Origin of the sequence: Amycolatopsis sp. GM8, assembly GCF_021653975.1 — a bacterium.
Lineage (GTDB): Bacteria > Actinomycetota > Actinomycetes > Mycobacteriales > Pseudonocardiaceae > Amycolatopsis_E.
Genome location: NZ_JAJKFK010000007.1, coordinates 133,061 through 158,020, shown reverse-complemented (window position 1 = coordinate 158,020; position 24,960 = coordinate 133,061). Strand labels below are relative to the sequence as shown.

Sequence of the window (24,960 nt, the reverse complement as noted above, 5' to 3'; positions counted from 1 at the left end):
CGGCTTGACAACTCCAGATGAGAAGCCGATTGTGGCATGTAGCACACTTGTAACAATTCACTAAGGACGTGCTCGATGTATCTGACCCAGGGCCTGCACCGCGCCGTGCAGCACCATCCCGGCCAGGCGATGACGATCTACGGCACGCGCGTGCGCACCCACGCCGAGGTGGCCGACCGCACGGCCCGGCTGGCGGCCGCGTTGCGCGGGCTCGGAGTCAATCCCGGCGACCGGGTGGCCATGCTGGCGCTGAACTCGGACCGCTATGCCGAGTACCTGCTCGCCGTGCCCTGGGCCGACGCCGTGCTGAACCCGGTGAACGTTCGATGGAGCGCAGCCGAGATCGCCTACTCCCTGGTGGACTCGGGCTCGACGGTGCTCTTCGTCGATGACCGGTTCGCCCCGGCGGTTCCCGCGCTGCGAGCGGCCCATCCCGGTCTTCGCACGGTGATCCACTGCGGGGACGGTGAACCGCCGGAAGGCATGTTGTCGTACGAGGAACTGATCTCGGCGCACGAACCTGTCGGCGATGCTCGTCGCGGTGGCCAGGACCTCGCCGGGGTGTTCTACACCGGCGGCACCACCGGATCACCGAAGGGCGTGATGCTGAGTCACGCGGCGCTGGCGACGTCCACCTACGGGCTGGCGGCGGGCGGCCGGACCTACGCCCCGGGGGACCGGTTCCTGCACGTCGCGCCCATGTTCCACCTCGCCGACTTCGCGGGGTTCTACGCGGTGCTGTTGCTGGGCGGAAGTCATGTGATGGTGCCCGGGTTCGAGCCGCGGGCGGTGCTGGAAGCCCTCGAACGCCACCGGGTCACCGCGACCCTGCTGGTGCCGACCATGATCCAGATGCTCGTGGACCATCCCGATGTGGCTGACTTCGACCTCACCAACCTTCGTTCGGTCATGTACGGCGCCTCGCCGATCTCGCAGGCGGTGCTCGACCGCGCCATGAAAGTCTTCGGAGGAGCGGACTTCACCCAGGGGTACGGCATGACCGAACTCGCCCCCGTGGCCACCCTCCTGTCACCCGAGGACCACCGCGACGGCAGCCGGCTGCGCTCGGCCGGACGTGCCGCGCCGCATGTGGAAGTCCGCGTCGTCGATATCGACGGGCTGGAAGTCCCCACCGGCACCACCGGCGAAATCACCGTTCGCGGCGGCAATGTGATGCAGGGCTACTGGAACAAGCCCGAAGAGACCGCGGCGGTGCTGCGGGACGGCTGGATGCACACCGGCGACGGTGGCTATCTCGACGAAGACGGCTATCTCTATGTCGTCGACCGGCTCAAGGACATGATCGTCTCCGGTGGCGAAAACGTCTATTCCACCGAGGTCGAGAACGCACTCGCCGCACATCCCGCGGTCGCCCAATGCGCGGTCATCGGCGTGCCGGACGAGCAGTGGGGTGAACGCGTGCACGCGGTCATCGTGCTCCAGGACGGTATGCGGGCGACCGCCGAGGAATTGCGCGCCCACACCAAGACCCTGATCGCGAACTACAAGGCGCCGCGCACCATCGAGTTCGCCGATTCCCTGCCGATCTCCGGTGCCGGCAAGATCCTCAAACGCGAGCTGCGCGAGAAACACTGGAACGCCACGGACCGGCGCGTGAACTAGACCGCCGGCTGGGTGGGTGTGGCACGCCTACGCAGCATGTGGCCATCTCGCTTAACGTTCCGCGTGTGGAAAGCGACAACACGGCCGGGTTCCGCTGATGCTGCTGCCGGCCGACGAAGCGGGGCGGGGGCCCGTGATCGTGCTGCTGCACGCACGGCCCACGGACCGGACAATGTGGACAGTGCACCTGCCGCTGTTCGCCGCCGCGGGTTTCCGCGTGATCGCACCGGATCTGCCGGGTTACGGCGCCGCGATCGCGCACGGCCGGGGTGAGCTGACGCCGTGGACGGATGTTCTGGAGACGCTCGACCACCTCGGCGCCGAGCGGTTCGTGCTCGCGGGCAACTCTCTCGGCGCTCTGGTCGCGTTGAATGTGGCTGTTCTCGCACCGGACCGGGTCGAGGGCCTGGTTCTGGTGGGCTATCGCCGCCACGACCAGGAGCCTTCGGCACGCCTGCGGAAGGCCTGGGACGACGAACAGACCGCGCTGGCGCGGGGCGACCTCGACGCGGCGGTGCGGGCCGGCGTCGAGGCCTGGACCTCGGCGGACGCCGCGCCCGAAGTGAAGGCGCACGCGGACCGCATGCTGCGCGAGCAGTTGACGTCCCGGCTCACGCACGGCGAAACACCCCTGGCCGCGGCACCGCTCGACGAAACCCCCGGCGCGCTCGGCACCCTGGCCGGCCCCGCGCTGGTCGGTGTCGGCGGGCACGACCTGCCCGACTTCTTCCGGGGCGGCGAGGAGCTGGCCGGGGAACTCGGCGCGGGCGAACTCGTGGTGATCCCCGGCGCGGGACATCTCGCGCCACTGGAGCAGCCGGCCGCGTTCGTCGGGCTCGTCCGGGATTTCGTGGCGTCCTCGCGCTAGACCTGGGTGAGGCCCCCGTCGACCGGCAGTTCGGCGCCCGTGATGTAGCTGGAGTCCGCCGAGGCGAGGAACAGCGCGGTGGTGGCGATGTCGGCTTCGGTTCCCGCGCGGCCGACGGGCACCTCCGCGAGGGCGTGGGAGATGAATTCCGGTGGCAGCGCCTCGAACGAGGGGGTGCGGATCGCGCCGGGACTGAGCACGTTGACCCGGATGTGCCGCTCCTTCAGGTCGGTGGTCCAGGTGCGGGCGAACGACCGCAGCGCGGCTTTACTCGCGGCGTAAACGGTGCTGGCGGGGTTGCCCAGTACCGCCGCGGCCGAGCCGTTGAGGATGATCGAGGCGCCGTCGGTCAGTAGCGGCAGCAGCTTCTGCACGGTGAAGAAGGTGCCCCGGACGTTGACGTCGAAGACGTCGTCGAAGGATTTCTCGGTCGCCGCGCCGAGTGGTTCGTTCAAGGTGTGGGCTCCCGCGCTGGCGAACAGTACGTCGACCCGGCCGCTGTGCGCGGTGACGGCGTCGACCAGGCGGTCGAGATCCTCGAGGTTGCTGACGTCGCCCTGCACGCCGGTGGCATCGTGGCCGATTTCGGCGACCGCCTCGTCCAGCTTTTCCTTGCGCCGTCCGGTGATGATGACGCGCGCGCCTTCCTCGGCGAACAGCTTCGCGGTGGTCAGGGCCATCCCGGCCGTGCCGCCGGTGATGACCGCTGTCTTGCCGTCGAGCTTCGGCATGGTGAGCTTCCGATCGTCGATAGTGAGGGGTGCCTCCGGTACGAGGCCGACATTAACATGAGCTACCCCTCGACTTATACTGAGGGCGATCTCGATTTCGAAAGGCTCCTGCCATGCCGGCCGTCGAACCCGCGCCGCCGTCCCGCCGGGACGCACGCCGCAATCGCGAGCTGCTCATCACGCACGCTCGGACCGCCTTCGTCGAACAGGGTTTGACTGCCTCGCTCGAAGGGATCGCGCGCAGCGCCAACCTCGCGATCGGGACCCTCTACCGGCACTTTCCACACCGCACGGACCTGCTGGTGGCCGTCTACGGGGCGACCCTGCGGGAGTTCCTCGGCGGCATCGAGTCCACATTGGACTCGGCCGGTCCGTGGGACGGGTTCCGCGCGTTTCTCGACGTGTTGTGCTCGGCCCAAGTGGGCGACCGCGGCTTCAGTGACTTCGTTTCGCGGCGCTTCCCCGGTGACGAGCGCACCGAGGCCCTGCACAACCGGCTCTGTCAGCTCGCGGAGCGCGCCCTTGCCCAGGCACAGAAGGCGGGCGTCGTGCGTCTGGATGTGACCAACGCCGACCTCGTCATGCTGCTCTGGGCGGGCGGCAAGATCGCCGAGGTCACCGGCAAGGTCGCGCCGGGGGCCTGGCGGCGAAACCTGCACGTGGCGCTCGACGGGTTCCGGGCCACCGGCGGGGATGCCCTTCCCGGCCCGCCGCTGGACGATGCCCAGCTCTACCAGGCGATGGCACGTTCGAACGACTAGAGAGTGCCGTCGGTGAGGGTGAAGCCGGTGACGAATTCGGGGTGGATGCGCAGGACCTGGTCCATGTGCTGGTCGACCCAGGGGCGCAGAAGGTGTTCGTACCGGGCGACGGCGTCGCGATTGGTGACCTTGCGGGCGATACCCGTGACGACGACGCTCCAGCCGGTGTGCTCGTCGGGGTGGATGTCGTTCGCTTCGTAGGCGACAACCGTGTTGATGCTGGAGTCGAGGGTGGCGCCGGTGTGGCTGCGCATGATCACATCGCCACCGTCGAGGATGTGGTTGACCGGGCGGATGGCGGGCAGCGCCTCGTCGGTGAACACGATCCGGCCGAGGCTGACGCTGCCGAGCAGCCGCAGGGCCTCGTCGCGGTCCAGGTCGGTCAGGTGCCGTGCGTTGATCATGCGGTGCGGGTCCCGTCTGCGGCGGTGGGGAGGCCCGGGGCAGAGGCACGTCACCGGGCAGTGGCGGCAGGTCGATGCCACCTCTTTCTGACTTGCTAAGATTAGCAACTGTTGAATGGCGTGCCCGGGAGGAGTAGCGGTGAGCAGGCCCCTGTACCAGCTGAAGGCGGAGTTCTTCAAGACGCTGGGCCATCCCGCCCGGATCCGGGTGCTGGAGCTGTTGTCGGAGCGCGAGCACGCGGTCGCCGAGATGCTGCCCGAGGTCGGTATCGAGCCGGCGAACCTGTCGCAGCAGCTGGCGGTACTGCGCCGCACCGGCCTGGTGACTACGCGCAAGGAAGGGTCGAGCGTGTTCTACTCGCTGACCAGCCCGCATGTGGCGGAGTTGCTGACAGTGGCGCGCAGGATCCTGACCGGGGTGCTGTCCGGGCAGGTGGAGCTGCTCGACGACCTGCGCACACCGGTGCCGGTCGCGCGAGGGCGCGGGGATTCCGCCTCGCGCGACACCTAGAGCACGCCGCACACCGCTGATTCCCGCTGTCGTGGACGATGTTGGAGCATGTAGTGCTGGGTTTGTGGCGCAAGATCCACCGTACGGGCAGGGTCGCCGAGCCCGCGCCGCCGCCCCCCGGCGGTGACCGCTCGCCGGCCGCGGCCGCGCTGGGCGGGTCGGTGCAGGTACGGCATGTGGACGCCGGGTCGTGCAACGGGTGCGAGGTGGAGATCGGGTCGGCGTTCGGGCCGGTGTACGACGCCGAACGGTACGGCGCCCGGCTCGTCGCCTCGCCCCGGCACGCGGACGCGCTGCTGGTGACCGGGCCGGTGACCCGGAACATGACCGAGCCGCTACGTCGCACCTACGACGCGGTACCCGGACCGAAACTCGTTGTCGCCGTTGGGGATTGTGCCCGCAATTGCGGAGCCTTCGCCGGGGCCTACGGGGTGACGGGCGCGGTGTCCGACGTGCTGCCGGTGGATGTGGAGATCACCGGCTGCCCGCCGCGGCCGGAGGCCATCGTCGAGGGGCTGCGGAAGCTGACCGGGCGATGAACCTCGCGGCCACAGGTCTCGGCGTGGCCGGGACGCTCGGTGTTGTGAGCGCGCTCGCGGGACTGGTCGTGCCGCGCGGGGCTCGCGCGGCGGTGGTGGGTACCGGGACGGCGCTGACCGGCGCGGCCGGGGTGCCGGCCGGGGTGGCGGCGCTGGCCGGTCAGTCGTTTTCCGTTACGTGGCCGGGATTGCTGCCGTTGTCCGGGGTCGCGTTCGGACTGGACACGCTGGGCGGGTTGTTCGTCGCGGTGACCGGCGGGGTGGCGATCGCGGCGGGGATCTACGGGATCGGCTACGCCCGGCACGGCCTGCAAGCCCGTGCCACGCAAGCGGTTTTCCCGCTGTTCGTGGTCGCGATGCTGCTGGTGCCGGCATCGGCGAGCGTCGGCACGTTCGCGGTGTGCTGGGAGTTGATGGCTGCCACGTCGCTGCTGCTGGTGCTGGCCGAGCATCGCCGGCGGCCGGAGGTGGCATCGGCGGGCCGCTGGTATGCGGTGATGACGCACCTCGGATTCGTGACCGTCCTAATAGGACTGGTGGTTTTCGCCGCGCACGCGGGCGGGGATTCCTTCGCCGCCTTGCGATCGGCCCACCTGTCCGGGGCGACAGCCGCCGCGGTGTTCGTGCTGACGCTGGCGGGGTTCGCCTCGAAGGCGGGGATCCTGCCGTTGCACGCGTGGTTGCCGCGGGCGCATCCCGAGGCGCCGAGCCATGTGTCGGCGTTGATGTCGGCGGCGATGGTCAACCTCGGGGTGTATGGGATCGTGCGGGTCGGGTTCGACCTGCTGCACGGCGGGCCGCGCTGGTGGTGGCTGCTCGTGCTGGCGCTCGGCGCCGCCTCGGCGGTGTACGGGATCCTGCAGGCGGCGATCAACAACGACCTCAAACGGCTGCTCGGCTATTCCACCACCGAAAACCTGGGCCTGGTGCTGGTCGGCGTGGGGGCGGCGGGGTTGTTCGCGGCCTCGGGGCAGCGGGTGCTGGCCGGGGTGGCGCTGGCTGCGGCGCTGCTGCACGTGGTGAATCACGCCGCGTTCAAGACATTGCTGTTCCTCGCGGCCGGGTCGGTGCTGCACGGCACCGGCACCCGCGACCTGGACCATCTGGGTGGGCTGCGCCGGTCGATGCCGGTGACGACAGGGCTGTTCGGACTGGGTGCGCTGGCGGCGTCCGCGTTGCCGCCCGGCACCGCGTTCGTCTCGGAATGGTTGCTGCTGCAGGCATTGATCCACGGGCTGCCCGCCGCCGGGGTGGCGACCGCGGTCGCGATGCCGCTCGCGGTCGCGGCGGTGGCGTTGACCGCGGGGCTGGCGGTGGCCACGTTCGTGAAGGCGTTCGGGGTCGGGTTCCTAGCCAAACCCCGCGGCACCGGCGCGGCGCAGGCGCACGAGAGCCCGCCGAGCATGCTGGCCGGGATGGGTCTGGCGGCGGTCGCCTGCGGGGTGCTGGCGGTGCTGCCCGCCACGGTTCTGCCGGGGGTCGCGGCGGCGTCGGGATTCGGCGACCCGACCACCGGTGAGGCGGTGACGCTGCGGCTCGCGGACGTCGCCGGGACGTTGTCACCGCTGGTGCTGGTCCTGGCGCTGGTGGCCGGCGCGGTCATCACCCTCGCGTTGGTGCGGGGGCTGCTGGCGCGGCGCGCCCGCCGGGAGGCGCGGTTGTGGGACTGCGGCGCCGGGCCGATGTCGGCGCGCATGGAGTACACCGCGACTTCGTTCGCCGAACCCGTGCAGCGGGTGTTCGACGACGTGGTGCGGCCGGAGACCGATGTGGACGTCGATCACCACGACGAGTCCCGCTATCTCGTCCAGGCCGTGGCCTACCGGCGGCGGGTGCCGGACCGGGTCGAGCGCCGCTTGTACGAACCGGTCCTCGCGGCCGCCCGGGCCTGGGGTTCGGCGGGCCGGTCGCTGGCGAACGGGAGTGTGCACCGCTACCTCGGGTACGGCTTCTACACCGTGTGCGGAGTGCTGATCCTGCTGGCGGTGACCCGGTGAGCGCCTTGGGCGTGGTGGGCGGCGTGGTGCAGCCGCTGCTGGTGGTGGCCGGCTCGCCGCTGCTGATCGGGGTGCTGCGGCAGGTCCGGGCGAAGCTGGAGGGCCGCGCCGGCCCCGGTGTGCTGCAACCCTGGCGCGATCTGCGGAAACTGTTGCTGCACAAGGAGTCCGTGACGCCGCGCGGGACGAGCGAGGTGTTCCGCTACGCGCCGCTGGTGCTGATGGCCACGACGCTCGTGGTGGCCGTGGTGGTCCCGTTCGTGACCACCGCTTCGGCGGTGGATCCGGTGGCGGACCTGTTCGCGGTCGTCGCCCTCCTCGCCCTGGGCGCGGTGGCGCTCGCGCTGGCCGGGCTGGACACGGGCACCGCGTTCGGCGGGATGGGCGCCAGCCGGGAGACGACGATCCTCGCGCTCGTCGAGCCCACCCTGCTGGTCGCGATCTTCGCCCTGTCGGTACGGGTCGGCTCGACGAATCTCGCCGCCATCATATCGTCCACATTGGATGATCCGGCGCGGGTGATCTCCCCGGTCAGCCTGCTGGCCGCGGTCGCCCTGATCGTGGTCATCATCGCCGAGACCGGGCGGTTGCCGGTGGACAACCCCGCCACGCACCTGGAGCTGACCATGGTGCACGAGGCGATGGTCCTCGAATACGCCGGCCCGGACCTGGCGCTGGTGGAACTCGCCTCGGCGATGCGGCTGTCGGTGTTCCTGGGACTGCTGGCGAACCTGTTCCTGCCGTGGGGCATCGCCACCACCGCCACCCCGCTCGCCCTGCTGATCGGGGTGGCCGCGCTGGTGGTCAAGGTCGGGTTGCTCGGCGCCGCGCTCGCCGCGGGCGAGGTGTTCCTCGCCAAGATGCGGCTGTTCCGGGTGCCGGAGCTGCTCGCCGGGTCGTTCCTGCTCGCCCTGCTGGCCGTGGCCGCCTCGTTCTTCCTCGCCTGAAAGGGGCCACCGTGAACGTTCAGCTGCTGGATCTGGCGTGCGGGGCGCTCCTGCTCACCGCGGTGCTCATCCTGTGGCGCCGCGAGCTGGCCGTCATCATCCGGGTGTTCGCCCTGCAGGGTGTCGCACTCGCCGCCCTCGTTGCCGTACTGGCCGCCGGCGAGGGCGCGCCCGAGCTGTGGGGCGTGGCCGCCGGGATTCTCGTGCTGCGCGCCGGTGTGCTGCCCTGGCTGCTGCGCCGCGCGCTCGCCCGTGGCGGGGCCGCCGCGCGGGAGACCCGCCCGCTGGTCAATGTCGCCGCCTCACTGCTGACCGCGGCCGTGCTGACGCTGCTGGCCTACGCGGTTTCCCCGCCGCTGGTCGCGCTTGCACCATCGCCGGCGACCCAGGCGATCCCGGTCGGGATGACGGTGGTGCTGATCGGGTTCTTCGTGCTGGTCACCCGCCGCCGGGCACTGTCCCAGCTGGTCGGATTCCTGTTGCTGGACAACGGGATCACCGCGGTCGGGTTCCTCACCACCACCAGTGTCGGCCTGCTCGTCGAGGCCGGCATCTCCCTCGACGTGCTGCTCGCGGTCCTGGTGCTGCAGATCCTCACCACCCGGATCCGGGAGACGTTCGGCGACACCGATCTCGACGAACTGCGGGAGCTGCACGACTGATGACTGTGTCTTTCCTGTCCCTGGCCGCGATCGTCGTTCCGCTGCTCGCCGCGCTCGGTTACGCCGCACTCGGCTGGCACAAGGCGACGGCCTGGCTGTCGCCGCTGGCGGCCGCCGTCGTCCTGGCCGCGGCCAGCGGCGTGGCCGTCCAAATTGGACAGTCCGGGCCGCGGACGGCCGTCGCGGGCGTGCTGCGGGTCGACGCGCTGTCGGCGTTCATGCTGATCGTGATCGGCGCGGTCGCCCTGCTCGCCACCGCCGCCACGCCCGCCTACCTGCGTGCCGAGATCGCCGCGGGCCGCGCGACCGAGCGCACCGCGACGCGGCACAGCGTGCTCGTACAGCTGTTCCTGGCCGCCATGGCCACCGCGGTGCTGGCGGCAAATCTCGGTGTCCTGTGGGTGGCGATCGAGGCGACCACCATAGTCACCGCCTTCCTGGTCGGGCAGCGCCGCACCAAGACCGCACTCGAGGCCGCCTGGAAATACGTCGTCATCTGCTCCACCGGGATCGCGCTGGCGCTGCTGGGCACCCTGCTGCTCAACTACGCCGCGCACGGCACCGGGCTCGGCCTGGCCGCACTGACGGCGGGCGCGCACGATCTCGACCCCGGGGTGGCGCGGATCGCGGTCACTCTGCTGATCCTCGGTTTCGGCACCAAGGCCGGGCTGGCGCCCCTGCACGCCTGGCTCCCCGACGCGCATTCGCAGGCCCCCGCACCGGTGTCGGCGCTGATGTCCGGGGTGCTGCTCTCGGTCGCGCTGTACGCGATCCTGCGGGTCAAGGTGATCTCCGATGCCGTTCTCGGTCCCGGGTTCGCCCGCGCCCTGCTCGCCGTCATGGCGCTGGCCTCCCTCGCCGTGGCGGCGTCGCTGCTGCTCGCGCAGCGGGACTACAAGCGGATGCTGGCCTATTCCAGCATCGAACACCTCGCCCTCGCCTCGCTCGGCGCCGCGATCGGCAGCCCCCTCGCCCTCGCCGCCGCGCTGTTGCACATCCTGGGCCACGGTCTCGTGAAAGCAGTGTTGTTCCTCGGGGCGGGCCGCATCCTGCAGATCACGGGAACCAGTCGCATCGACGGGGTGCGCGGGCTGGCCGCGCGCGACCCGCTGCTCGCCGGATGCGTGGGGCTGGGCGTGCTGGCCCTGATCGGGTTGCCCCCGTTCAGCCTGTTCGCCAGCGAGTTCGGCCTCGCCCGCGCCGGCTTCGCCGCCGGCCTCGGCTGGATCACCGCGCTCGCGTTGCTGCTGGTGCTCGTGATCGCGGCCGCGCTGGTCGGCCACACCAGCCGCATGCTGCTCGGCACTCCACCCGAAGAACCCCTGCCACACGGGGGGATCGTCACGACCACCCGCCTGTCCACCGCGCCTTCAGTCGCGCTGGCCGGCGGGTTGCTCGCCGCCGCCGTGCTCGGCGTCGCGGCGGGCCCGCTCGCGACCTTGTTGCACCAGGCCGCCGACCTTCTCACGGGAACACCATGACCGACGCCCGCACCCTCACCCCCACCGAGTTACCCGCGCAGGCCGAATCCTTGCTGGCCAAGGGATTCCGGGTGGCGCTCGTCGCCGGGCACGACGACGGCGACAAGCTGCGCGCGGTGTACCTGTTCACCGCCGCGAACCCGGACCGGCGCGTCGAACTCCACATCCCGCTCGACAAGAACAACCCGCGGGTACCCACCCTGGCCGGACTGTCGTTCCCCGCCGGCCGGTTCGAACGCGAGATGCGGGACCTGTTCGGCATCGTCCCCGAGAACCATCCGTTGCCGCGGAGGCTGGTCCGCCACTTCCACTGGCCGCAGGGCTGGTACCCGATGCTGAGCGACGCCGGGACACCGCCCGCCTTCGAGGACGTGGCCGGTCCGTATCCTTTTAGGACGGTCGAAGGGGACGGGGTGTACGAGATCCCGGTCGGGCCGGTGCACGCCGGGATGATCGAACCGGGGCACTTCCGGTTCTCCGTGGTGGGGGAGACCATCCTCAACCTCAAGGCCCGCCTCTGGTTCGTCCACAAAGGAATCGAGAAACTCTTCCAGGGCCGCCGCGCCGCCGCTGCCCTCGACCTGGCCGGACGCGTCAGCGGCGACACCACCGCCGGCCACACCCTCGCGTTCTGCCTCGCCGTCGAAGACGCCTACGGCATCGCCGTGCCGGACGACGCCCTGCGGATCCGGGCCATCCTGCTGGAACTGGAACGGCTCTACAACCACATCACCGACCTCGGTGCCCTGTGCAACGACGTCGGGCACGGCATCCTCAACACCCAAGCCCAGCGCGTCCGCGAACATCTGTTGCGCCACAACGATCACGTCACCGGGCACCGGCTGCTGCGCGGCGCCATCCACCCCGGTGGCGCCCACATTCTCAACCCGCCCGATCTCGACCTGCTGGCCGATCTCGACGCCGACATCATCGAGATCGTGGAGCTGGCCCTGTCGCACAGCGTCGTGCGCGACCGGTTCACCGGCACCGCCGTGCTCACCCGCCAGCAGGCGGCCGACCTGGGCACCCTCGGTTACGTCGCCCGCGCCAGCGGTCTCACCGGCGACGCCCGGATCGACCACCCGTTCTTCGACATGGGCGGCACCCCGGCCGAGCACACCCACACCGACGGCGATGTGCTGTCCCGTTTCATGGTGCGCGCCGAGGAGATCCGGCACGCCATCGCCCTGGTCACCCGGCTCGCCGCCGACGTCCGCGACCTGGACGCCACCGCCGCGCCGGGATTGAGCCCGGTCGCGCGGTCCGGGGTCGGGATCGTGGAGGGCTGGCGCGGCACCATCGTCCACCGCGTCGAACTCGCGCCCGACGGCACGCTGACCCGGGTCAAGATCGTCGACCCGAGCTTCTTCAACTGGCCCGCGCTCCCCGTCGCGCTGGCGGACACGATCGTTCCCGACTTCCCGCTGACCAACAAGAGCTTCAATCTCTCCTACGCCGGCAACGACCTGTGAAGAGTTGCAAGTTTTGTTAACTGCTGACATGGTAGATTGTCTATATTCGACGAGGCTGTGGCATCGGGGAGGGTTGAGGCTGGTGAATCAGTTCGCCGCGGAGCTTCGCCGCGGGATCATGGAGGCCCAGCAGGCGTCACTGCAGGCGCTGGAGGTGGGGCATCCCTATGAGGCGTACCTGCACCGGGCGCGGTTGGCCGACCTGGTGGAAGTCGCCGGCCGCCATGGCGTCGGCACCGACGCGCTGATCGCTCCGGAGATGCGCCGGGCGCTCGCGGAGGACGAGGCGGCCCTGCGGGACTGAGCACAATCGCCGCTCAGGACGCTAGAGATCCAGGACGAGGCGTCGTCCGCAGGCGCGGGAGACGCAGATCATCATGGTGTCGTTCGCGGCCTGCTCGTCTTCGGTGAGCACTGAGTCGCGGTGGTCGGGCACGCCTTCGAGCACGGCCGTCTCGCAGGTCCCACAGACACCTTCCTGGCAGGACGACAGCACGGGGACCCCGGCGTCCTCGGCCACCTCCAGGATCGATCTGTCGGCCGGCACGGTCACCGTTATCCCCGATCGGGCCAGCTCGACCTCGAATTCCGTGCCGGGGTCGTTGTTTTCCTTGGGGGAGAACCGCTCCACGTGCAGGCTGACCGACGGCCGGTCCGCGTGGCGCCGTTCGGCGTCGGTCAGCAGGGCTTCGGGGCCGCAGCAGTACACCGAAGTGCCCTCGGGCGCGGTGGCGAACAGGTCCCGTAGTTCGGGCAGGCCGCCTTCGTCGCGTGGGCAGATGCGCACGCGGTCCCCGTATTTCTGGCTCAGTTCCTGGTGGAAGGCCATCGACGAGCGGGTGCGGCCGCCGTACATCAGCTGCCATTCGGCGCCGGCTTCGTCGGCGGCGGCGATCATCGGGACGATCGGCGTGATGCCGATACCGCCCGCGATGAACAGGTAACGCTGCGCCGCCACCAGTGGGAAGTGGTTGCGCGGCCCGCGGATCCGCACCAGGTCGCCCGCGTGCAGGCCGGTGTGCACGAGTTCGGAACCGCCCCGGCTCGCGCGTTCGCGGAGTACGGCCACCTCCAGCACGGAGCGATCGCCGGGATCCCCGCACAACGAATACTGCCGCACCAGTCCGGGCTGGAGGACCAGATCGAGGTGTGCGCCGGGGAGCCACGGCGGCAACGGCTCGCCGCCGGGGTGGCGGAAGGTCAGCCGGACCACGTCGTCCGCGATCGCTTCCTTGCGCGCCACCAGAACTTCGAGGTCGAGTTCGGTCTGCGGAAGTGCGTTGACGGTCATGACTCTCCCAGTCGTCCAGGTCGTTCCAGGAGTAGTCAAAACTTTCTGGGAAACAGCCACATGGCCCGGACGTCAATTCCCTGTATCGGGATTCTCACGCCGATTCACTGGTGCGGTGAAATGCTCGATGATACGTGGGGGCAAATACCTTCCGCGCCTGTGCGAAGAATACCAGAAAAGTGCGTTGTTCGCGCTAGCCGAGGGTGAACCGGAAGGCGACCCGGCCGGGGTGGCCGTGCGACGAGAGACCGAGAACCTCGTAGTGCTCCAGGGGCCAGGCGCACACGACGACGTTGAGCCCGCGACCGAACTGGGCCATCAGTCGCTGCAGGAAATCGGCTGCCTGATCGGCGTCGAACGGACCCCGCTGAGCCTGGAAGAAAACCATTCCGCGCCGCGACATCGCGAGCAGGACGTTGACGTCGCCGAAATAGTCCCGGAAGCCGGTCATCAGGTTCTGTCCGGTCGCGACCGGGCCGCGTCCGGCGTCGGGCGGGCGGCGCGGCCTGGTCCAGGCGAGCCAGAGGGCTTCCGCGTCGTCGAGCCACTCGTCGCCGCGCGCCGGTGTGCGCTGGCGCGGTACGACAGCGGTGACGCGGCCACGCATCAGCTCCAGCAGCCGGGATTCCTCGATCAGTCCCCAGCGGGACAGGTACTGCGAGATGGTCGCGGCGCTGATCAGCACCCCGAACTCCCGGTTGATCAGCTCGGCGATCGCCTGCCGGTTCCACAGGCGGTGCGGCAGGCCGTGCCGGTCCGGGCTGCCGTCCACAATGGTCCGCACCGTCCACGCCTGCTGGGCGGGGGAGAGGGCGTACTGCTCGCCGGGGCGCCGGCCCCGCCGCTTCGGGCGGAACGCGTCGTCGCCGAGGCGCTGGTAGGACGACACCCACGCCCCGACGGTTTTCCTTGACACGCCGAGAAGGCGTGCGACCTCGGCGCGGGTGCCCCCGGCTTCGACGGCCGCGACGGCGCGCCGGCGGAGTTCTTCCAACGCTTCCGCCGAGATGCCCCGCGCGTCACGACCGGCCATGTCCAAGCCCTGAATGGTGGCGAACATCCTGTTCGCTCCGGATATCCTGAGGTAAACGAATTGTCACCGGCGACCGTTGGGCGCGGAAGGTTCGTTAATGTGTGATTAACGTCGTGGGTTGAGCACCCAGCGGCGCACGAGTTGTGCGCTGACGAGGGTGAGCACCACGAGCGCGGTCAGCACGACGGGGGAGAGCCCGTCGTCCTTCGCCGGCAAGGCCTCCGCCGAGCCCGCGGTCTGCGGCGCCGGCACCACTACCAGCGGCGGGTTCGCCGGCGAGCCCGGTGCGCCGATGGCCATCATCGGGTACAGGGCCGGTCCCGGTATCAGGTCCGCCAGTCGTGAGCCGAAGACCGCGCCGGCGCTCACGGACGGGGTGCCCGCACCCTCGTTGGACGTGAACCCCTTGCCGGTGGCCGGGGATTCGGTGGCCCCGGCGCCGGGCGTGACCGGGGCCGGGGCGGGTGGCTTCGCGGTGGCCGGTGGCGCGGGGTGTTCGACGCGGATCACGATGGCGCACAACGAGGCCAGTGTGCCGCGCACGGCGGAGGTCAGCGGCTGCAGCACTGGACCCAGCAGCGGGATTTCGCCGAGCCGCCCGATCACCGCCTGGGAGATCTGGCTTCCGGTGATCTCGGCTCCCCCTTCGGGCACGGTGCCGAGGGGGATCGGCGCCGTGCCCGCCCACGCCTTACGAAAGGCGGGGGTCAGCAGACCGAGCGGGTCCAGTCCCGCGAGCGCTCGCGTCACCGGCTCGCTCACCGAAGCCGGGTCCAGCAGGACCGATTGGCCCGGCGTGCCCTCGACCGTGCTCGAACAACTCGGTGCGGTCACGGGCTCGGCCGCGGCCGCCGGCGCACCGATCAGGCAGGTGAGCGTCACCGCGCCCGCGGCGAGAAAGTGTCGTCCCCGCATGCGATTCCTTCCCCGGTTCACTTCGGCCAGCATTCGAGCAGTGCCGTGTGGGCGGCCGGCCATTCGCGGACGAGCAGCCGGACGTCGCGGGCGAGTTGCACGCGTAAGCGCTTTCTGAATTCGATCAGCGTGGCCGCGGTGAACGGCCGTTCCCCGGCGAGGAAATGCAGCAGGCCGCGATCGCTGACGGCGACCAGGGCGTGGCCGCGATCGGCTTCGGCCGCCGAGCGCGGCCGGGTCCAGGTCACCAGGAGCGCTCCGGGCGGGCATTCGCACCACCGCGCGAACACGCCCTCTCGCCGGATCAGTTCCCAGCGGAGCAGGTAGTGGTCGATCGTGGAACTCGCGAGGGCGACGCCGAACTCGCGGTGGATCAGGGCCGCGACCGCTCTCCGGGTCCACAGCAGAGACGGAAATCCGAGCTCGTCGGGTGTCGCCCCGGTCAGCGCGGCGAGCAGCCGGGCCTGTTGCGGCCAGGACAGCACCAGGCGGTCGCCGGCCCGCCGGCCACGGGCCTGCGGCCGGAGCGCGGGTTCGCCACCGGACTTGTAGGCGCGCACCCAGTTACCGACGGCCTTCCTCGACACCCCGAACAGGCGCGCGACCTGTGTCTGGGGGAGACCTGAACCGACGGCGGCGACCGCCTGCCGCCGAAGCTGTTCCAGTTCGTCCACCGGCAGGCTCCGTGCGTCGGCCGGCCGCTGTTGAACGTCCATCTCTGCCACCCCTTTGCTCGGACCCGCGCTACAACCGCGTGGTCTCTCGTTTCTGGTCCACTTCGGACACCGGCGCTGGGCGCACCGGGCGCCGCCGGACCAATGCCACGGCCGCCGCGCCGAGTCCGGCGGCGAGCCCCGCACCCGCCAGCACCCGCGCCGGTGTGTCCGAAGTGGACTCTGCTGGTGGTGTGACGGCGGCCAGTGGCGCGACGGTGACGGTGGGCGCGGGATGCTCCGGCTCGGGCTGCCCGGGCCGCACCGGGTCGGCCCAGCGGACCGTCTGGCCGTCGGAATAGGTTTGCAGCGCAACGAAAGCGAGCGTGCCCGAGCCGGGTATCTTCCCGATCCGGACCGGGAACTCCTCGAACGTCCCGGACGGGATGGCACCGCCTTCCCACACGATCGACGACACCGTGCCGCCGTCCATCTCGTCGTTGTCGTGACCGGGTTCGGCGGGCTGGGCGGTCATCTGCTTCCGTACGTCGATCTTCCAGCCCGGCAGCGCGCGGGGGACCACGGACTCGAGCGGCTGGTCGGCGGGGAAGGTCACCTCGACGCGCACGGTCGTCGCGTCGTCGCGTTCGTTGGGCACCCGGAAGGAAAGCACTGCCGGATCCCCGGCCTGCGCGGTGTCCGGGGTGACCGAGACGTGGGCGACGGCGAACGGCAGGCCGGTGAACATCGCGGCGGCTCCCGTGCAGACCACCACCGCGAGGCGGCGGGACCACGAGAGGCCGCGACCGGCCGTACCCGGTGCGTGCGGTGCGCGCATGTCTGTCCTTTCTCGAGTTTCGCCGGACACATGTGGCGAAAACGGGATTTCGGACAATAAAGCGAGCACATGTAATCGGCACATGACGCGCCTGTTGACGGTTCATTACAAGGAGACGCCCGGAGATTTTCACGGCCGTGATCTTGGCGGATGCCGGCGCCGCACGCCGTGTCCGCGCCTGGCAAAGGTAGCACATGACCGCCGGCACCGGTGATCGACTCCGCCGGTGTTTGCACAGCTCATCGGTCTGATCGCGCCCGGCGTTCACTCGACCGAGTGAGTAACCTATTTGCGTCGACGAGCATTGGCCGGGCAACCGGCGACGTCTTGCGGGCGGCTGTAACCACAATTATCGAGCCCGCGCGCGCAACCTGGGAAAAGGCCCGGGAATCATATGTTTCGCCGAGATGAAGCGAAATATTCGACACCGCGATGGGTCTGTTCGGTGCGCTCTGGTCAGACTTCATCCGGCCATGCCATGATGGCGCGCCACGACCCGAAAATTCTCGCACGACAACCCCCGCGAACAGCTGAGAGAAAGCTTTGAAAAAGCGACCCGTTTCCGCTGGCAGGGCTTCGAAGGGACCGATGAGGATGGTGCTGGCGAAAGTCGTGACCGCCGCGGCGGCGCTGCTGGCGGCGGCATCGTGTGCCTGGTCCCTGGGTGTGGTGATAGCGGAAATGGGCGGCGATTCCGGCACGCAGGCGGCCGAAGTCCTGCCGCCGCCGCACGTCACCGCGCCGCCCGCCACGACCACCGGCCCCGCGCCGCCGATCCCCGCCGCACCGGCCGGCCCGACACCGGCGGGCCTTGTCCCGTCGCCGACGACAAGCCCGGGACGCGATGTCGGCGTTCCGGTCGGCCTGCCGGACCTGCCCACCACGACCAGCTCGACGACCCCCGCAAACCCTTCCACGCCAGGGGAACCGTCACCGACACCTCCACCGCCTCCGCCGACCCAAGTCCCCGCACCACCCGCTCCACCCGTGTCGCCGACGCCTCCGGTCCCACCGGACCCCGGCTCGCCCGACCCGGTCCCACCGCCCGCTCCGGCGCCTGTCTGTGCGCCGGACGGCTTGGTTTCCGCCGTGCTCTGCATCGTGTTCGGCCTTATCGGCGGAAACTGAGAAGTATTTAACGAAGACCGTCCGCGGACAATTGTCTTTACATATTTTCACCGCTGGAATCAATGCGAGGAAATGGGATTTCACCGGCCTGTAACAAGTATTGGTTCCGCACCGGTCGTGGTTCGTGATTCACTTTCCTCCGGCCGGTCGAACATTATCGGGATCTGGCCGGAACCCCACACAGGAAAGAAAGGAAACCCATGTCCTCTCCAGCTCCGCCGGGAATCCCGGTGAGGCGGCGTACCCGATTCCGGATGACGGTCGTGCTGGCCGCCGTCGCGGTCGGTACCTCGGCGATCGTCGCGGCACCGGCCACAGCCCAGCAGCCGATCGGCATCGGCCCGGTCCCGATCACCTTCCATCTCCGGGACGACAACGGAAAATGGTTCGACTCCGGGCTCAACCTGTTCGGTGACCAGTCGCTGGCCGTCGCGGAAATGCCACGGCTGGGCACGGTCGGCGGCCTGACGACCGGCGGCGAGCTGACCAGCCTGCTCAATTCCGATCTCGGTGGCTCGCTGAACAACCTGGTGAAGAACGTCGCCGGACAGGTGCCGTTGCTGGGCTCGCTCGGCACCCAGCTCTGGAAGGCGCTGAACCTCGACAACACGTTGTCGGCGGTGCAGTCGATCGGCGCGTCGAACCCGGCGGCCCTCCCCTCGGCCACCAAGGCCGCGGGGCTGCTCGGGCAGTTCACCCAGGAGCTGTCCGCGCTCCCGGCCGATCAGCCGGTCAACCTCAACTCCCTGCCGGTCGGCGTCGACCTGCAGGGTGCCCTCAACGACCTCGCCGCGTTCGCCACCAAGGGGCCGCCGGTGACGGTGAACTTCGTGGTGGACCCGAAGGAGTCCACCGGTATCCGTGACCCGATGGGCCTGATCGCCCCCGCGGGTGCGCAGAACTTCCCCTACGAGAACCCCGCCGGTGCCTTCTTCGGCGAACGGTCGATCCAGCTGACCGAGCCCGGCCTGTACGCGTTCACCGACATGATCACGCCGTACATGCTGGGCGCGGTGGTGGTCGACGATCCGCTCACCATCGGCCTGGACTTCGGCAAGAGCATCCAGGTCAATTCGCGGAACCTCGTCGTCCCGTCGAACTCCGATATCGTCAACCGGCTGGTGAACACGTTCTTCAACATCACCAACCCGAACAACTGGCAGCAGTTCAAGGCGGATTCGGAGAACTCGTTCGACGCGATCCAGCCGCCGGTGCCGATCCTGCAGTACGACGCTGCCGGCAACCCGGTGCTGATCCCGAATCTGGACGCCTACTTCGACAAGAAGTTCTCGTACCCGAAGACGTTGTCGAAGGGGAACCAGCCACCGGCGACGCCCGGTGTCGGGGAAGTGTGGGTCGACACCGAAGTGGAGGAATGGAACGGCAAGGACAAGGTCGGTTCCGCCACGAAGGTCAACGTCAGCAACTGGACGGTCGACCGGAAGATCGGCGCACCGTCGATCGACATGAACAACCCGCACAACATGTGGACCGACAAGGACTACAAGTACCTGTATCAGACCGAATGGTTCGCCGACAAGGTGGATGTGTTCGACCGGGAGACCGGCCAGTTCATCCGCAGCACCCAGGTCGGGCACAACCCGGCACACGTGATGACCCAGACCGGCACCGACAATCTCATCATCGGCATCAACGCCGGGAACGAGATCGTCGAGCTAGCACCGGGCGCCACGACCGTGCTCCGGAAGATCTCGGTCAGCCCGACCGGTGAGGTCCGGCATCCGCACGCGCACTGGACCAGTTCGGACGGCAAGACCGTGGTCACGCCGAATGTTCTGACCAACAACGCGTCGGTGATCGACATGCCGACGGGCACGGTCAAGACCGAGCCGACCGGGCAGTTCCCGATCGCGACCAGCATGACGCCGGACTCGTCGAAGTTCTACACCGGGGACTTCCTCGGTGAGTCGATCACCTGTGTCTCGCTGGCGGCCAATGCCTGCAACGAAAACGGGCAGAAGGTGCACAGCAAGTCGATCGACCTGTGGGCGAACTACAGTCCGCAGGACGGTCCGAAGGCCGGTGCTCCGTTCGGTGGCCTGACGATCCAGCTGCCGGTGAGCCCGGACGGCAAGGCACTGCTGGCGGCGAACGTGCTGTCCCAGACGGTGTCGGTCGTCGATCCGAAGACGGACAAGGTCGTCAAGGACCTGCCGTGTTCGGCGGGCTGCCACGGCATCAACTTCGGTGCCAAGAAGGGTGGTGGCTACTACGCCTACGTGTCCAACAAGTTCGCCAACGTCATGCAGATCATCGACGTCGATCCGAACAACGATGGCGACATCAGTGACGCGAAGGTGGCCGGCCAGCTGATGCTGGACCCGGTCGCGACGACCAAAATGGACGGTTCGATCGCCGCCAAGGCCGGTTACGGTGGCCAGGGCGTGTTGCCGATTCCGTTGGTCTACAACGGCTGGGCCCAGCAGAACCAGGGCGACTGGCGTAACCAGCTGACCTGTCAGCAGCTCAATCCCATCACCCCGTCGGCCTGCTAGCCGGCGGACCCGCAGAGCGTGGTCGGGGGACGGGTAGCCGCCCGTCCCCCGACCACGGCGTCGAGGAGTCCTGATGCCCCACCGCCAGAAACCCTTCCTCCGTGGGCTGTTCACACTGTCCGCCGTGGCGGCCTGCCTGCTGGCCGTGTCCGCGCCCGCCGCGGCGCAGGTGTCCATCGTGCCCGACCGGACCACCGGCGGTGGCACCCAGACCTTCGCCTTCCGCATGGCCAATGAGCGGACCGACACCACGAGCACCCGGCTCGAACTCGTCTTCCCCCAGGTGCCGCCGATCGCCTACGTCCAGGTCGATCCCGTGCCGGGTTGGACCGTCAGCATCCGCCCCCGGCCGCTGGACCCGCCGCTGCGGGCCGGTGACCGGACGGTCAATGAGGTCGCCGCGGCACTCGTCGTCGAAGGCGGTGCGGTCCAGCCCAGGGAATTCGAGCAGTTCCTCGTCACGATGGGACCTCTGCCGGCCGACGGGAAACTGGTCTTCGACGCGACGCAGACCTACGCCAATGGCGCCGTCGCGCACTGGACCGGGGAGTCGGCCGGGCCGGCGATTACGCTCGGTTCCGGTGCGGTACCCGGTGCCGCCCCGGGTCCGGCGCCGGTGTCCGCCTCCGGCGCGCCGGGCCAGCAGACCGTTTCCGTAGCCCCGAATGTGGCCGCTCCCCACGAAAGCAGCTCCAGCGGCGGATTGCCGTACGCCCTGTTGTGGGGCGCGCTCGGGGTGGCGGTGGCCGTGCTCGCCGGGGTCTGGTACCAGGCGCGCCGCCGTGCCGCACGCCCGGCGGAGTCCAGTGTGGACCTTTTCGACGAACCCGAGCGCACCGACGAAACCGAGGCGAGCAACCGATGACGACGGTCAAGGAACGTCCACAACGGACGATTACGCGCCGGGGCGGATTCTTGGGCCGGCTGGTCGCACTGCTGTTCCTGGTCGCGGTGTGCTGGGGCACCCTGCTCGCCACGACGCCCTCGGCGACGGGGAACCCGGTGCTCACCACGACCTCGCCGGGCAACGGTCAACTGGTCAAGTCGCCCGATCACGTGCTGCTCACCTTCGACCGGCCGGTGCCCGCCGGGCTGGCCACCGTGCGGGTCCTCGACCCCGGGACCGGCGAGCAGGTCGTCTTCGAACGACCGGTCCATCCCGGTGGTGACCGGAACACGATCTCCGTGCCGCTGCCGAAGGAGCGGCACGAAGGCACCTACGCGGTGTCCTGGACGCTGCCTTCCAGCGGGCTCCAGCCCATCAGCGGCTCGTTCACCTTCGACGTCTTCGACACGATCCCGCCCGACGGTGTGCCGGATATCGAGACCACGCACGACCTCACGGTCACGGTGTTCTATGTGGCGAGCCGTGTGGTGGCGATCGTGACGATGCTGCTGCTGATCGGCGCGGTGTTCTTCGTGGCGGCGATCGGGTCGTCCGCCGCGCGGTCGCGGCTGGTCACCAAGCTGGTCAAGTACAGCTGGTGCGGGCTGGTCGCCGCCACACTCGTCACCTTCGTGTCGTTCGGGCCCTACGCGTCGTGGGCGCCCTTGAGCGGCGCGTTCGATCCCAGGCTGCTGTCGGCCACGGCGGAGTCCGACGTCGGCGGTGCCCTGCTCACCCGGCTCTATGTCCTGGTGCCGATCGCCCTCGGCATCGCGCAACTCATGAGCAGCCAATCTGCCGAAACCACAAGGGAACGGTGGATGCGCGGCGGAACGGCGCTGGCGTGTGCGGCGGCGTTGACGGCCACCTGGACGTTCGCCGATCCCCGTCCGGAGGGCGCCCCGTCGCCACTCGCGCTGGCCGTGGACATCCTCGTGCTCACCACGGTCGCGGTCGCTCTCGGTGGCCTGGTTCTGCTCCGGGTGTCGGGCATAGGGGACCGGGATGTGGTGTCGCGGTTCGCGCGCCTGGCGGTCGGATGTGCCGCCGCGCTGGCGGTCGCCGGCGTCTACCAGGTATTGCGCGGACCGCGCGAGTTCGGCTGGCTACTCGCTGGGACGCTCACCTTGGCGGTGCTGCTCGTCGCCGTCGCCGCGATCTGCCATACCTGGGCACGCCGGGCGCCGGTGCGCGGAAAGACCGCCGTCCGGGAGGCGAGGCCGCGGCTGCGCCGGGTTCGTTCGCTGCTCCTGGTCGCGACCGGGGTCGCCGCAGCGGTGCTCGCCGGCACGGCGACATTGGTGACCGTCCTGCCTTCGCAGGCCGCGCACGCGCAGGGTGTGACGGCCCCGGTTCCCGCGGCGATCCGGGACCAGGTGGCGCCGACCAGGCTCGCGTTCGACACCGGGAAGCCCGGCGGTCAGGGCTCCCTGGACCTGGTCCTGATTCCCCGCACCGACGAACGAGGCCAGGTCCGGCTGCAGACGTACCTCACCGTGCTCGCCGACACCGGGACGCCGCGGGACGACGTGACAGTGACGGCCGTGCTCACCCTGCCGGACCACGCCACGCCGGCGGTCCCCGTCGCGTTCGGTCATCGCGCGAGTGGCTCAATGGCGGGCTCGGCGAACCTGCCCGAGCGTGGCCGGTGGCAGCTCGCGATCACCGTCCGGACCGCTGACGGGGGCACGCAGACGGTCACCCAGCCCATCGACGTGCGCTGACGCGCCCCGGCGAGGAGTTGCCGTGCACACAAGGGAAACCGAACCACGCGCGCAGGACCGGCATCGCCGGGCCCGGCGCCCGGCCCGCGCCTCGCGGCTGGGCACCACTCTTCAGCTGGTGTCCCGCCGCGTGCACTTCCTGGCCGGGATCATCATCGCGCCGTTCCTGGCCGTCCTGTGCCTGACGGGACTGGCGTATGTGTTCAGCCCGCAGATCCACGAGGATCTGTACCGGTCGGCCCTGTTCGTCAACCGGGTCGAAGGCGCGCCGCGTCCGCTGTCCGGCCAGGTCTCGGCAGCGCTCGCCGCACATCCGGAATCGACGCTGAAGTCGGTGATCATCGCGCCGAGCCCGGAGCGCACCACCCGGATCGTGCTCGCGGTCCCGGGACCGGCGGGCACCCCGGACCGGACGGTGTTCGTCGACCCGTACACCGGCTACCTCAACGGCGAGCTGAGCACGGTCGAAAACCGCTTGCCCGCCAACACCTGGTTGCGCCAGCTGCACAGCAACCTGCACTTGGGCAATCCGGGGCGGCTCTATGCCGAACTCGCCGCGAGCTGGCTCCCACTCGTCGCCGTCGGTGGTCTAGTCCTATGGCTCGCGAAGACACGCCGTAAACGCCGCTTGCGTGAGGTGCTCCTGCCCTCGGCAGGCGAGAAAACCGGCTGGCTGCGGGTGCGTGCGCGGCACGGGGCACTCGGTCTGTGGCTCACCGCCGGCCTGCTGGTCGTCAGTGCGAGTGGCCTGGCGATGTCCCAATTCGCCGGCGGACGCGGGGACGACGCGGTCGATCCGCTGCACCTGCGGGCTCCGGTGCTCGCCGCAGCGGCTGTCGCGGTGCCCGCCGGCGCCCAGCCGATCGGTATCGACCAGGCACTGGCGATCAGCCGGGCCGCGGGACTGGGCGGCGAGCTGACCGTGACCCCGCCGAAGAGCCCCGGCATGCCGTTCACCGTGACCGAGATCAGCGAAGGCCTGCCGATCCACCGCGGTGCCGTCGCGATCGATCCGTTCACGGGCGCGGTGACCGAACACATCGGCTGGCGTGACTACTCGGTCGCCGCCAAACTGAGCACCCTGGCGACGGAGTTCCACACCGGCTCACTGTTCGGGCTGGCGAACCAGATCGTGCTGGCGGTGCTGGCCGTCGCCACGCTCGTGCTGATCGCGCTGGGCTACCGGATGTGGTGGATCCACAACCCCTACCGCGGACGGTGGGCGTCGCTGCCACGCCCGGTGTCGCGGCAACTGTCGCCCCCGGCCCTGACCGTCATCTTGGTCGGTGTCGCCGCATTGGGCTGGGTGCTGCCCGTGTTCGGCGCCAGCCTGATCGTGTTCGTGCTGGTCGACGCCGGCCTCAGCAGAATCAAACGCCCCAAGGAATCCGCTGCGGCCAAGACACCCCCGAGACCGAGCCCCCGGCCGCGGCAAGCCGAGGGATGAGGTACGCCTGTGTCAGGAGCTCCACCGGTAGCGAGTCTGGGACGACTCACTACCGGTGGCGAAGGCGAATCCCTTGTCCGGCTGGACCCGGTAGAGCTGGACATTCCCGGTCCGGACGGCGTCGCCCAGGTGATGCCAGGTGCCGTCCTCGCGGGTCAACTCCCAGCCATAGGCCTGTTCGAACGCGGTCGCCACGGCGTCCCTGACGGCCTGGTCGGTGACCGGGCTCGCGGTACCTTCGATGACGTAGTCCATGCCCGTCATGGTGCCGGTTCCGGCCGTGAGCGCGCAGTGCCGGTTCGCACTGAGATTCTTGGCTTTCTGCTCGTTCTCGCCGGTGGTGAACCACATCGCGCCGAGCGCCCAGATCGCCAGCAGCGGTGTCACGTGGGGGCGGCCGTCCCGGCGCACCGTGCACAGCTGGAATTTCTGGATCCGGCGCAGTGCCCACTCCGTCTCCTCCCACGGCGTCGGGCGGGCGCCGGGTGACGAGAAGGGACCGAGGCTGGTCTCAGGGGGCATGACTTCTCCTT

At 69.6% G+C, this 24,960-nt stretch carries 24 protein-coding genes; 15 read left to right on the top strand and 9 right to left on the bottom strand.

The genetic code is table 11. From position 1 onward, the window contains the following. Window positions 1-75: 75 nt before the first annotated feature. Window positions 76-1,623 carry a long-chain-fatty-acid--CoA ligase gene (locus LOZ83_RS29565; RefSeq protein WP_236795003.1) on the top strand — a complete coding sequence of 516 codons (1,548 nt, stop codon included), beginning with the start codon at window positions 76-78 and terminating at the stop codon, window positions 1,621-1,623. A gap of 97 nt (window positions 1,624-1,720) precedes the next feature. Further along, window positions 1,721-2,491, top strand: coding sequence for an alpha/beta fold hydrolase (locus LOZ83_RS29560; RefSeq protein ID WP_236795002.1), 771 nt, complete (start codon window positions 1,721-1,723; stop codon window positions 2,489-2,491). Here LOZ83_RS29560 and LOZ83_RS29555 read toward each other — a convergent pair. After that, a complete protein-coding gene (locus LOZ83_RS29555; RefSeq protein WP_236795001.1) occupies window positions 2,488-3,222 on the bottom strand; it encodes an SDR family oxidoreductase in 735 nt (244 codons plus the stop codon). The two genes, LOZ83_RS29560 and LOZ83_RS29555, sit on opposite strands and share 4 nt — an antisense overlap. Before the next feature lie 113 nt (window positions 3,223-3,335). Between LOZ83_RS29555 and LOZ83_RS29550 the strand changes: the two genes are divergently transcribed. Then, a complete protein-coding gene (locus LOZ83_RS29550) occupies window positions 3,336-3,983 on the top strand; it encodes a TetR/AcrR family transcriptional regulator (protein WP_236795000.1) in 648 nt (215 codons plus the stop codon). Here the strand turns inward: LOZ83_RS29550 and LOZ83_RS29545 are convergent. Continuing rightward, complete coding sequence (locus LOZ83_RS29545) at window positions 3,980-4,387, bottom strand: pyridoxamine 5'-phosphate oxidase family protein (protein ID WP_236794999.1); 408 nt, start codon at window positions 4,385-4,387, stop codon at window positions 3,980-3,982. The two genes, LOZ83_RS29550 and LOZ83_RS29545, sit on opposite strands and share 4 nt — an antisense overlap. A 139-nt stretch (window positions 4,388-4,526) precedes the next feature. Here LOZ83_RS29545 and LOZ83_RS29540 point away from each other — a divergent pair, with 139 nt between their 5' ends. The 8 genes from LOZ83_RS29540 to LOZ83_RS29505 all read left to right on the top strand — a co-directional run bounded on the left by LOZ83_RS29540 (window position 4,527) and on the right by LOZ83_RS29505 (window position 12,300). Then, window positions 4,527-4,898, top strand: a complete 372-nt coding sequence (locus LOZ83_RS29540) for a helix-turn-helix transcriptional regulator (protein ID WP_236794998.1) — start codon at window positions 4,527-4,529, stop codon at window positions 4,896-4,898. Window positions 4,899-4,936: 38 nt separating this feature from the next. After that, window positions 4,937-5,437, top strand: a complete 501-nt coding sequence (locus tag LOZ83_RS29535) for an NADH-quinone oxidoreductase subunit B family protein (protein WP_236794997.1) — start codon at window positions 4,937-4,939, stop codon at window positions 5,435-5,437. Next, a complete protein-coding gene (locus LOZ83_RS29530; protein ID WP_236794996.1) occupies window positions 5,434-7,434 on the top strand; it encodes a proton-conducting transporter membrane subunit in 2,001 nt (666 codons plus the stop codon). The genes LOZ83_RS29535 and LOZ83_RS29530 overlap by 4 nt, the downstream gene beginning before the upstream one ends. After that, on the top strand, window positions 7,431-8,381 hold the full coding sequence (locus tag LOZ83_RS29525) for a respiratory chain complex I subunit 1 family protein (RefSeq protein ID WP_236794995.1): 951 nt from the start codon (window positions 7,431-7,433) through the stop codon (window positions 8,379-8,381). The genes LOZ83_RS29530 and LOZ83_RS29525 overlap by 4 nt, the downstream gene beginning before the upstream one ends. An 11-nt stretch (window positions 8,382-8,392) precedes the next feature. Next, window positions 8,393-9,043 (top strand): hypothetical protein, encoded by a 651-nt coding sequence (locus LOZ83_RS29520; RefSeq protein ID WP_236794994.1) that lies wholly within the window; start codon window positions 8,393-8,395, stop codon window positions 9,041-9,043. Beyond that, window positions 9,043-10,524 carry a proton-conducting transporter membrane subunit gene (locus LOZ83_RS29515; RefSeq protein WP_236794993.1) on the top strand — a complete coding sequence of 494 codons (1,482 nt, stop codon included), beginning with the start codon at window positions 9,043-9,045 and terminating at the stop codon, window positions 10,522-10,524. The genes LOZ83_RS29520 and LOZ83_RS29515 overlap by 1 nt, the downstream gene beginning before the upstream one ends. After that, window positions 10,521-11,996 carry an NADH-quinone oxidoreductase subunit C gene (locus LOZ83_RS29510; protein WP_236794992.1) on the top strand — a complete coding sequence of 492 codons (1,476 nt, stop codon included), beginning with the start codon at window positions 10,521-10,523 and terminating at the stop codon, window positions 11,994-11,996. The genes LOZ83_RS29515 and LOZ83_RS29510 overlap by 4 nt, the downstream gene beginning before the upstream one ends. Before the next feature lie 82 nt (window positions 11,997-12,078). Beyond that, the gene (locus LOZ83_RS29505) at window positions 12,079-12,300 is read left to right on the top strand and encodes a hypothetical protein (protein ID WP_236794991.1); all 222 of its coding nucleotides are present in this window, start codon (window positions 12,079-12,081) and stop codon (window positions 12,298-12,300) included. Between the two features lie 21 nt (window positions 12,301-12,321). Here the strand turns inward: LOZ83_RS29505 and LOZ83_RS29500 are convergent, their stop codons facing one another. From LOZ83_RS29500 to LOZ83_RS29475, 6 genes are all read right to left on the bottom strand, one after another. Then, on the bottom strand, window positions 12,322-13,287 hold the full coding sequence (locus tag LOZ83_RS29500) for a PDR/VanB family oxidoreductase (RefSeq protein WP_236794990.1): 966 nt from the start codon (window positions 13,285-13,287) through the stop codon (window positions 12,322-12,324). Between the two features lie 193 nt (window positions 13,288-13,480). After that, the gene (locus tag LOZ83_RS29495) at window positions 13,481-14,347 is read right to left on the bottom strand and encodes a helix-turn-helix domain-containing protein (RefSeq protein ID WP_236794989.1); all 867 of its coding nucleotides are present in this window, start codon (window positions 14,345-14,347) and stop codon (window positions 13,481-13,483) included. Between the two features lie 78 nt (window positions 14,348-14,425). Beyond that, window positions 14,426-15,235, bottom strand: coding sequence for a hypothetical protein (locus tag LOZ83_RS29490; RefSeq protein WP_236794988.1), 810 nt, complete (start codon window positions 15,233-15,235; stop codon window positions 14,426-14,428). A 17-nt stretch (window positions 15,236-15,252) separates the two neighbouring features. Continuing rightward, window positions 15,253-15,951 carry a helix-turn-helix domain-containing protein gene (locus LOZ83_RS29485; RefSeq protein WP_236794987.1) on the bottom strand — a complete coding sequence of 233 codons (699 nt, stop codon included), beginning with the start codon at window positions 15,949-15,951 and terminating at the stop codon, window positions 15,253-15,255. A gap of 28 nt (window positions 15,952-15,979) precedes the next feature. Beyond that, window positions 15,980-16,726 (bottom strand): YcnI family protein, encoded by a 747-nt coding sequence (locus LOZ83_RS29480; RefSeq protein WP_236794986.1) that lies wholly within the window; start codon window positions 16,724-16,726, stop codon window positions 15,980-15,982. 239 nt (window positions 16,727-16,965) lie between these two features. Further along, complete coding sequence (locus LOZ83_RS29475; protein ID WP_236795350.1) at window positions 16,966-17,643, bottom strand: hypothetical protein; 678 nt, start codon at window positions 17,641-17,643, stop codon at window positions 16,966-16,968. Window positions 17,644-18,108: 465 nt separating this feature from the next. Here LOZ83_RS29475 and LOZ83_RS29470 point away from each other — a divergent pair, with 465 nt between their 5' ends. The 4 genes from LOZ83_RS29470 (at window position 18,109) to LOZ83_RS29455 (ending at window position 24,427) form a co-directional block, all read left to right on the top strand. Then, the gene (locus LOZ83_RS29470) at window positions 18,109-20,370 is read left to right on the top strand and encodes a copper oxidase (protein ID WP_236794985.1); all 2,262 of its coding nucleotides are present in this window, start codon (window positions 18,109-18,111) and stop codon (window positions 20,368-20,370) included. Between the two features lie 73 nt (window positions 20,371-20,443). Continuing rightward, window positions 20,444-21,235 (top strand): DUF1775 domain-containing protein, encoded by a 792-nt coding sequence (locus tag LOZ83_RS29465; RefSeq protein WP_236794984.1) that lies wholly within the window; start codon window positions 20,444-20,446, stop codon window positions 21,233-21,235. Further along, entirely contained in the window at window positions 21,232-22,980 is a 1,749-nt protein-coding gene (locus tag LOZ83_RS29460) for a copper resistance CopC family protein (protein WP_236794983.1), read from the top strand. Before LOZ83_RS29465 ends, LOZ83_RS29460 begins: the two co-directional genes overlap by 4 nt. 22 nt (window positions 22,981-23,002) lie before the next feature. Continuing rightward, complete coding sequence (locus tag LOZ83_RS29455; RefSeq protein WP_236794982.1) at window positions 23,003-24,427, top strand: PepSY domain-containing protein; 1,425 nt, start codon at window positions 23,003-23,005, stop codon at window positions 24,425-24,427. A gap of 12 nt (window positions 24,428-24,439) precedes the next feature. On the opposite strand, the gene LOZ83_RS29450 is transcribed toward LOZ83_RS29455, so the two are convergent. Then, window positions 24,440-24,949 (bottom strand): pyridoxamine 5'-phosphate oxidase family protein, encoded by a 510-nt coding sequence (locus LOZ83_RS29450; RefSeq protein ID WP_236794981.1) that lies wholly within the window; start codon window positions 24,947-24,949, stop codon window positions 24,440-24,442. Window positions 24,950-24,960 lie beyond the last annotated feature (11 nt).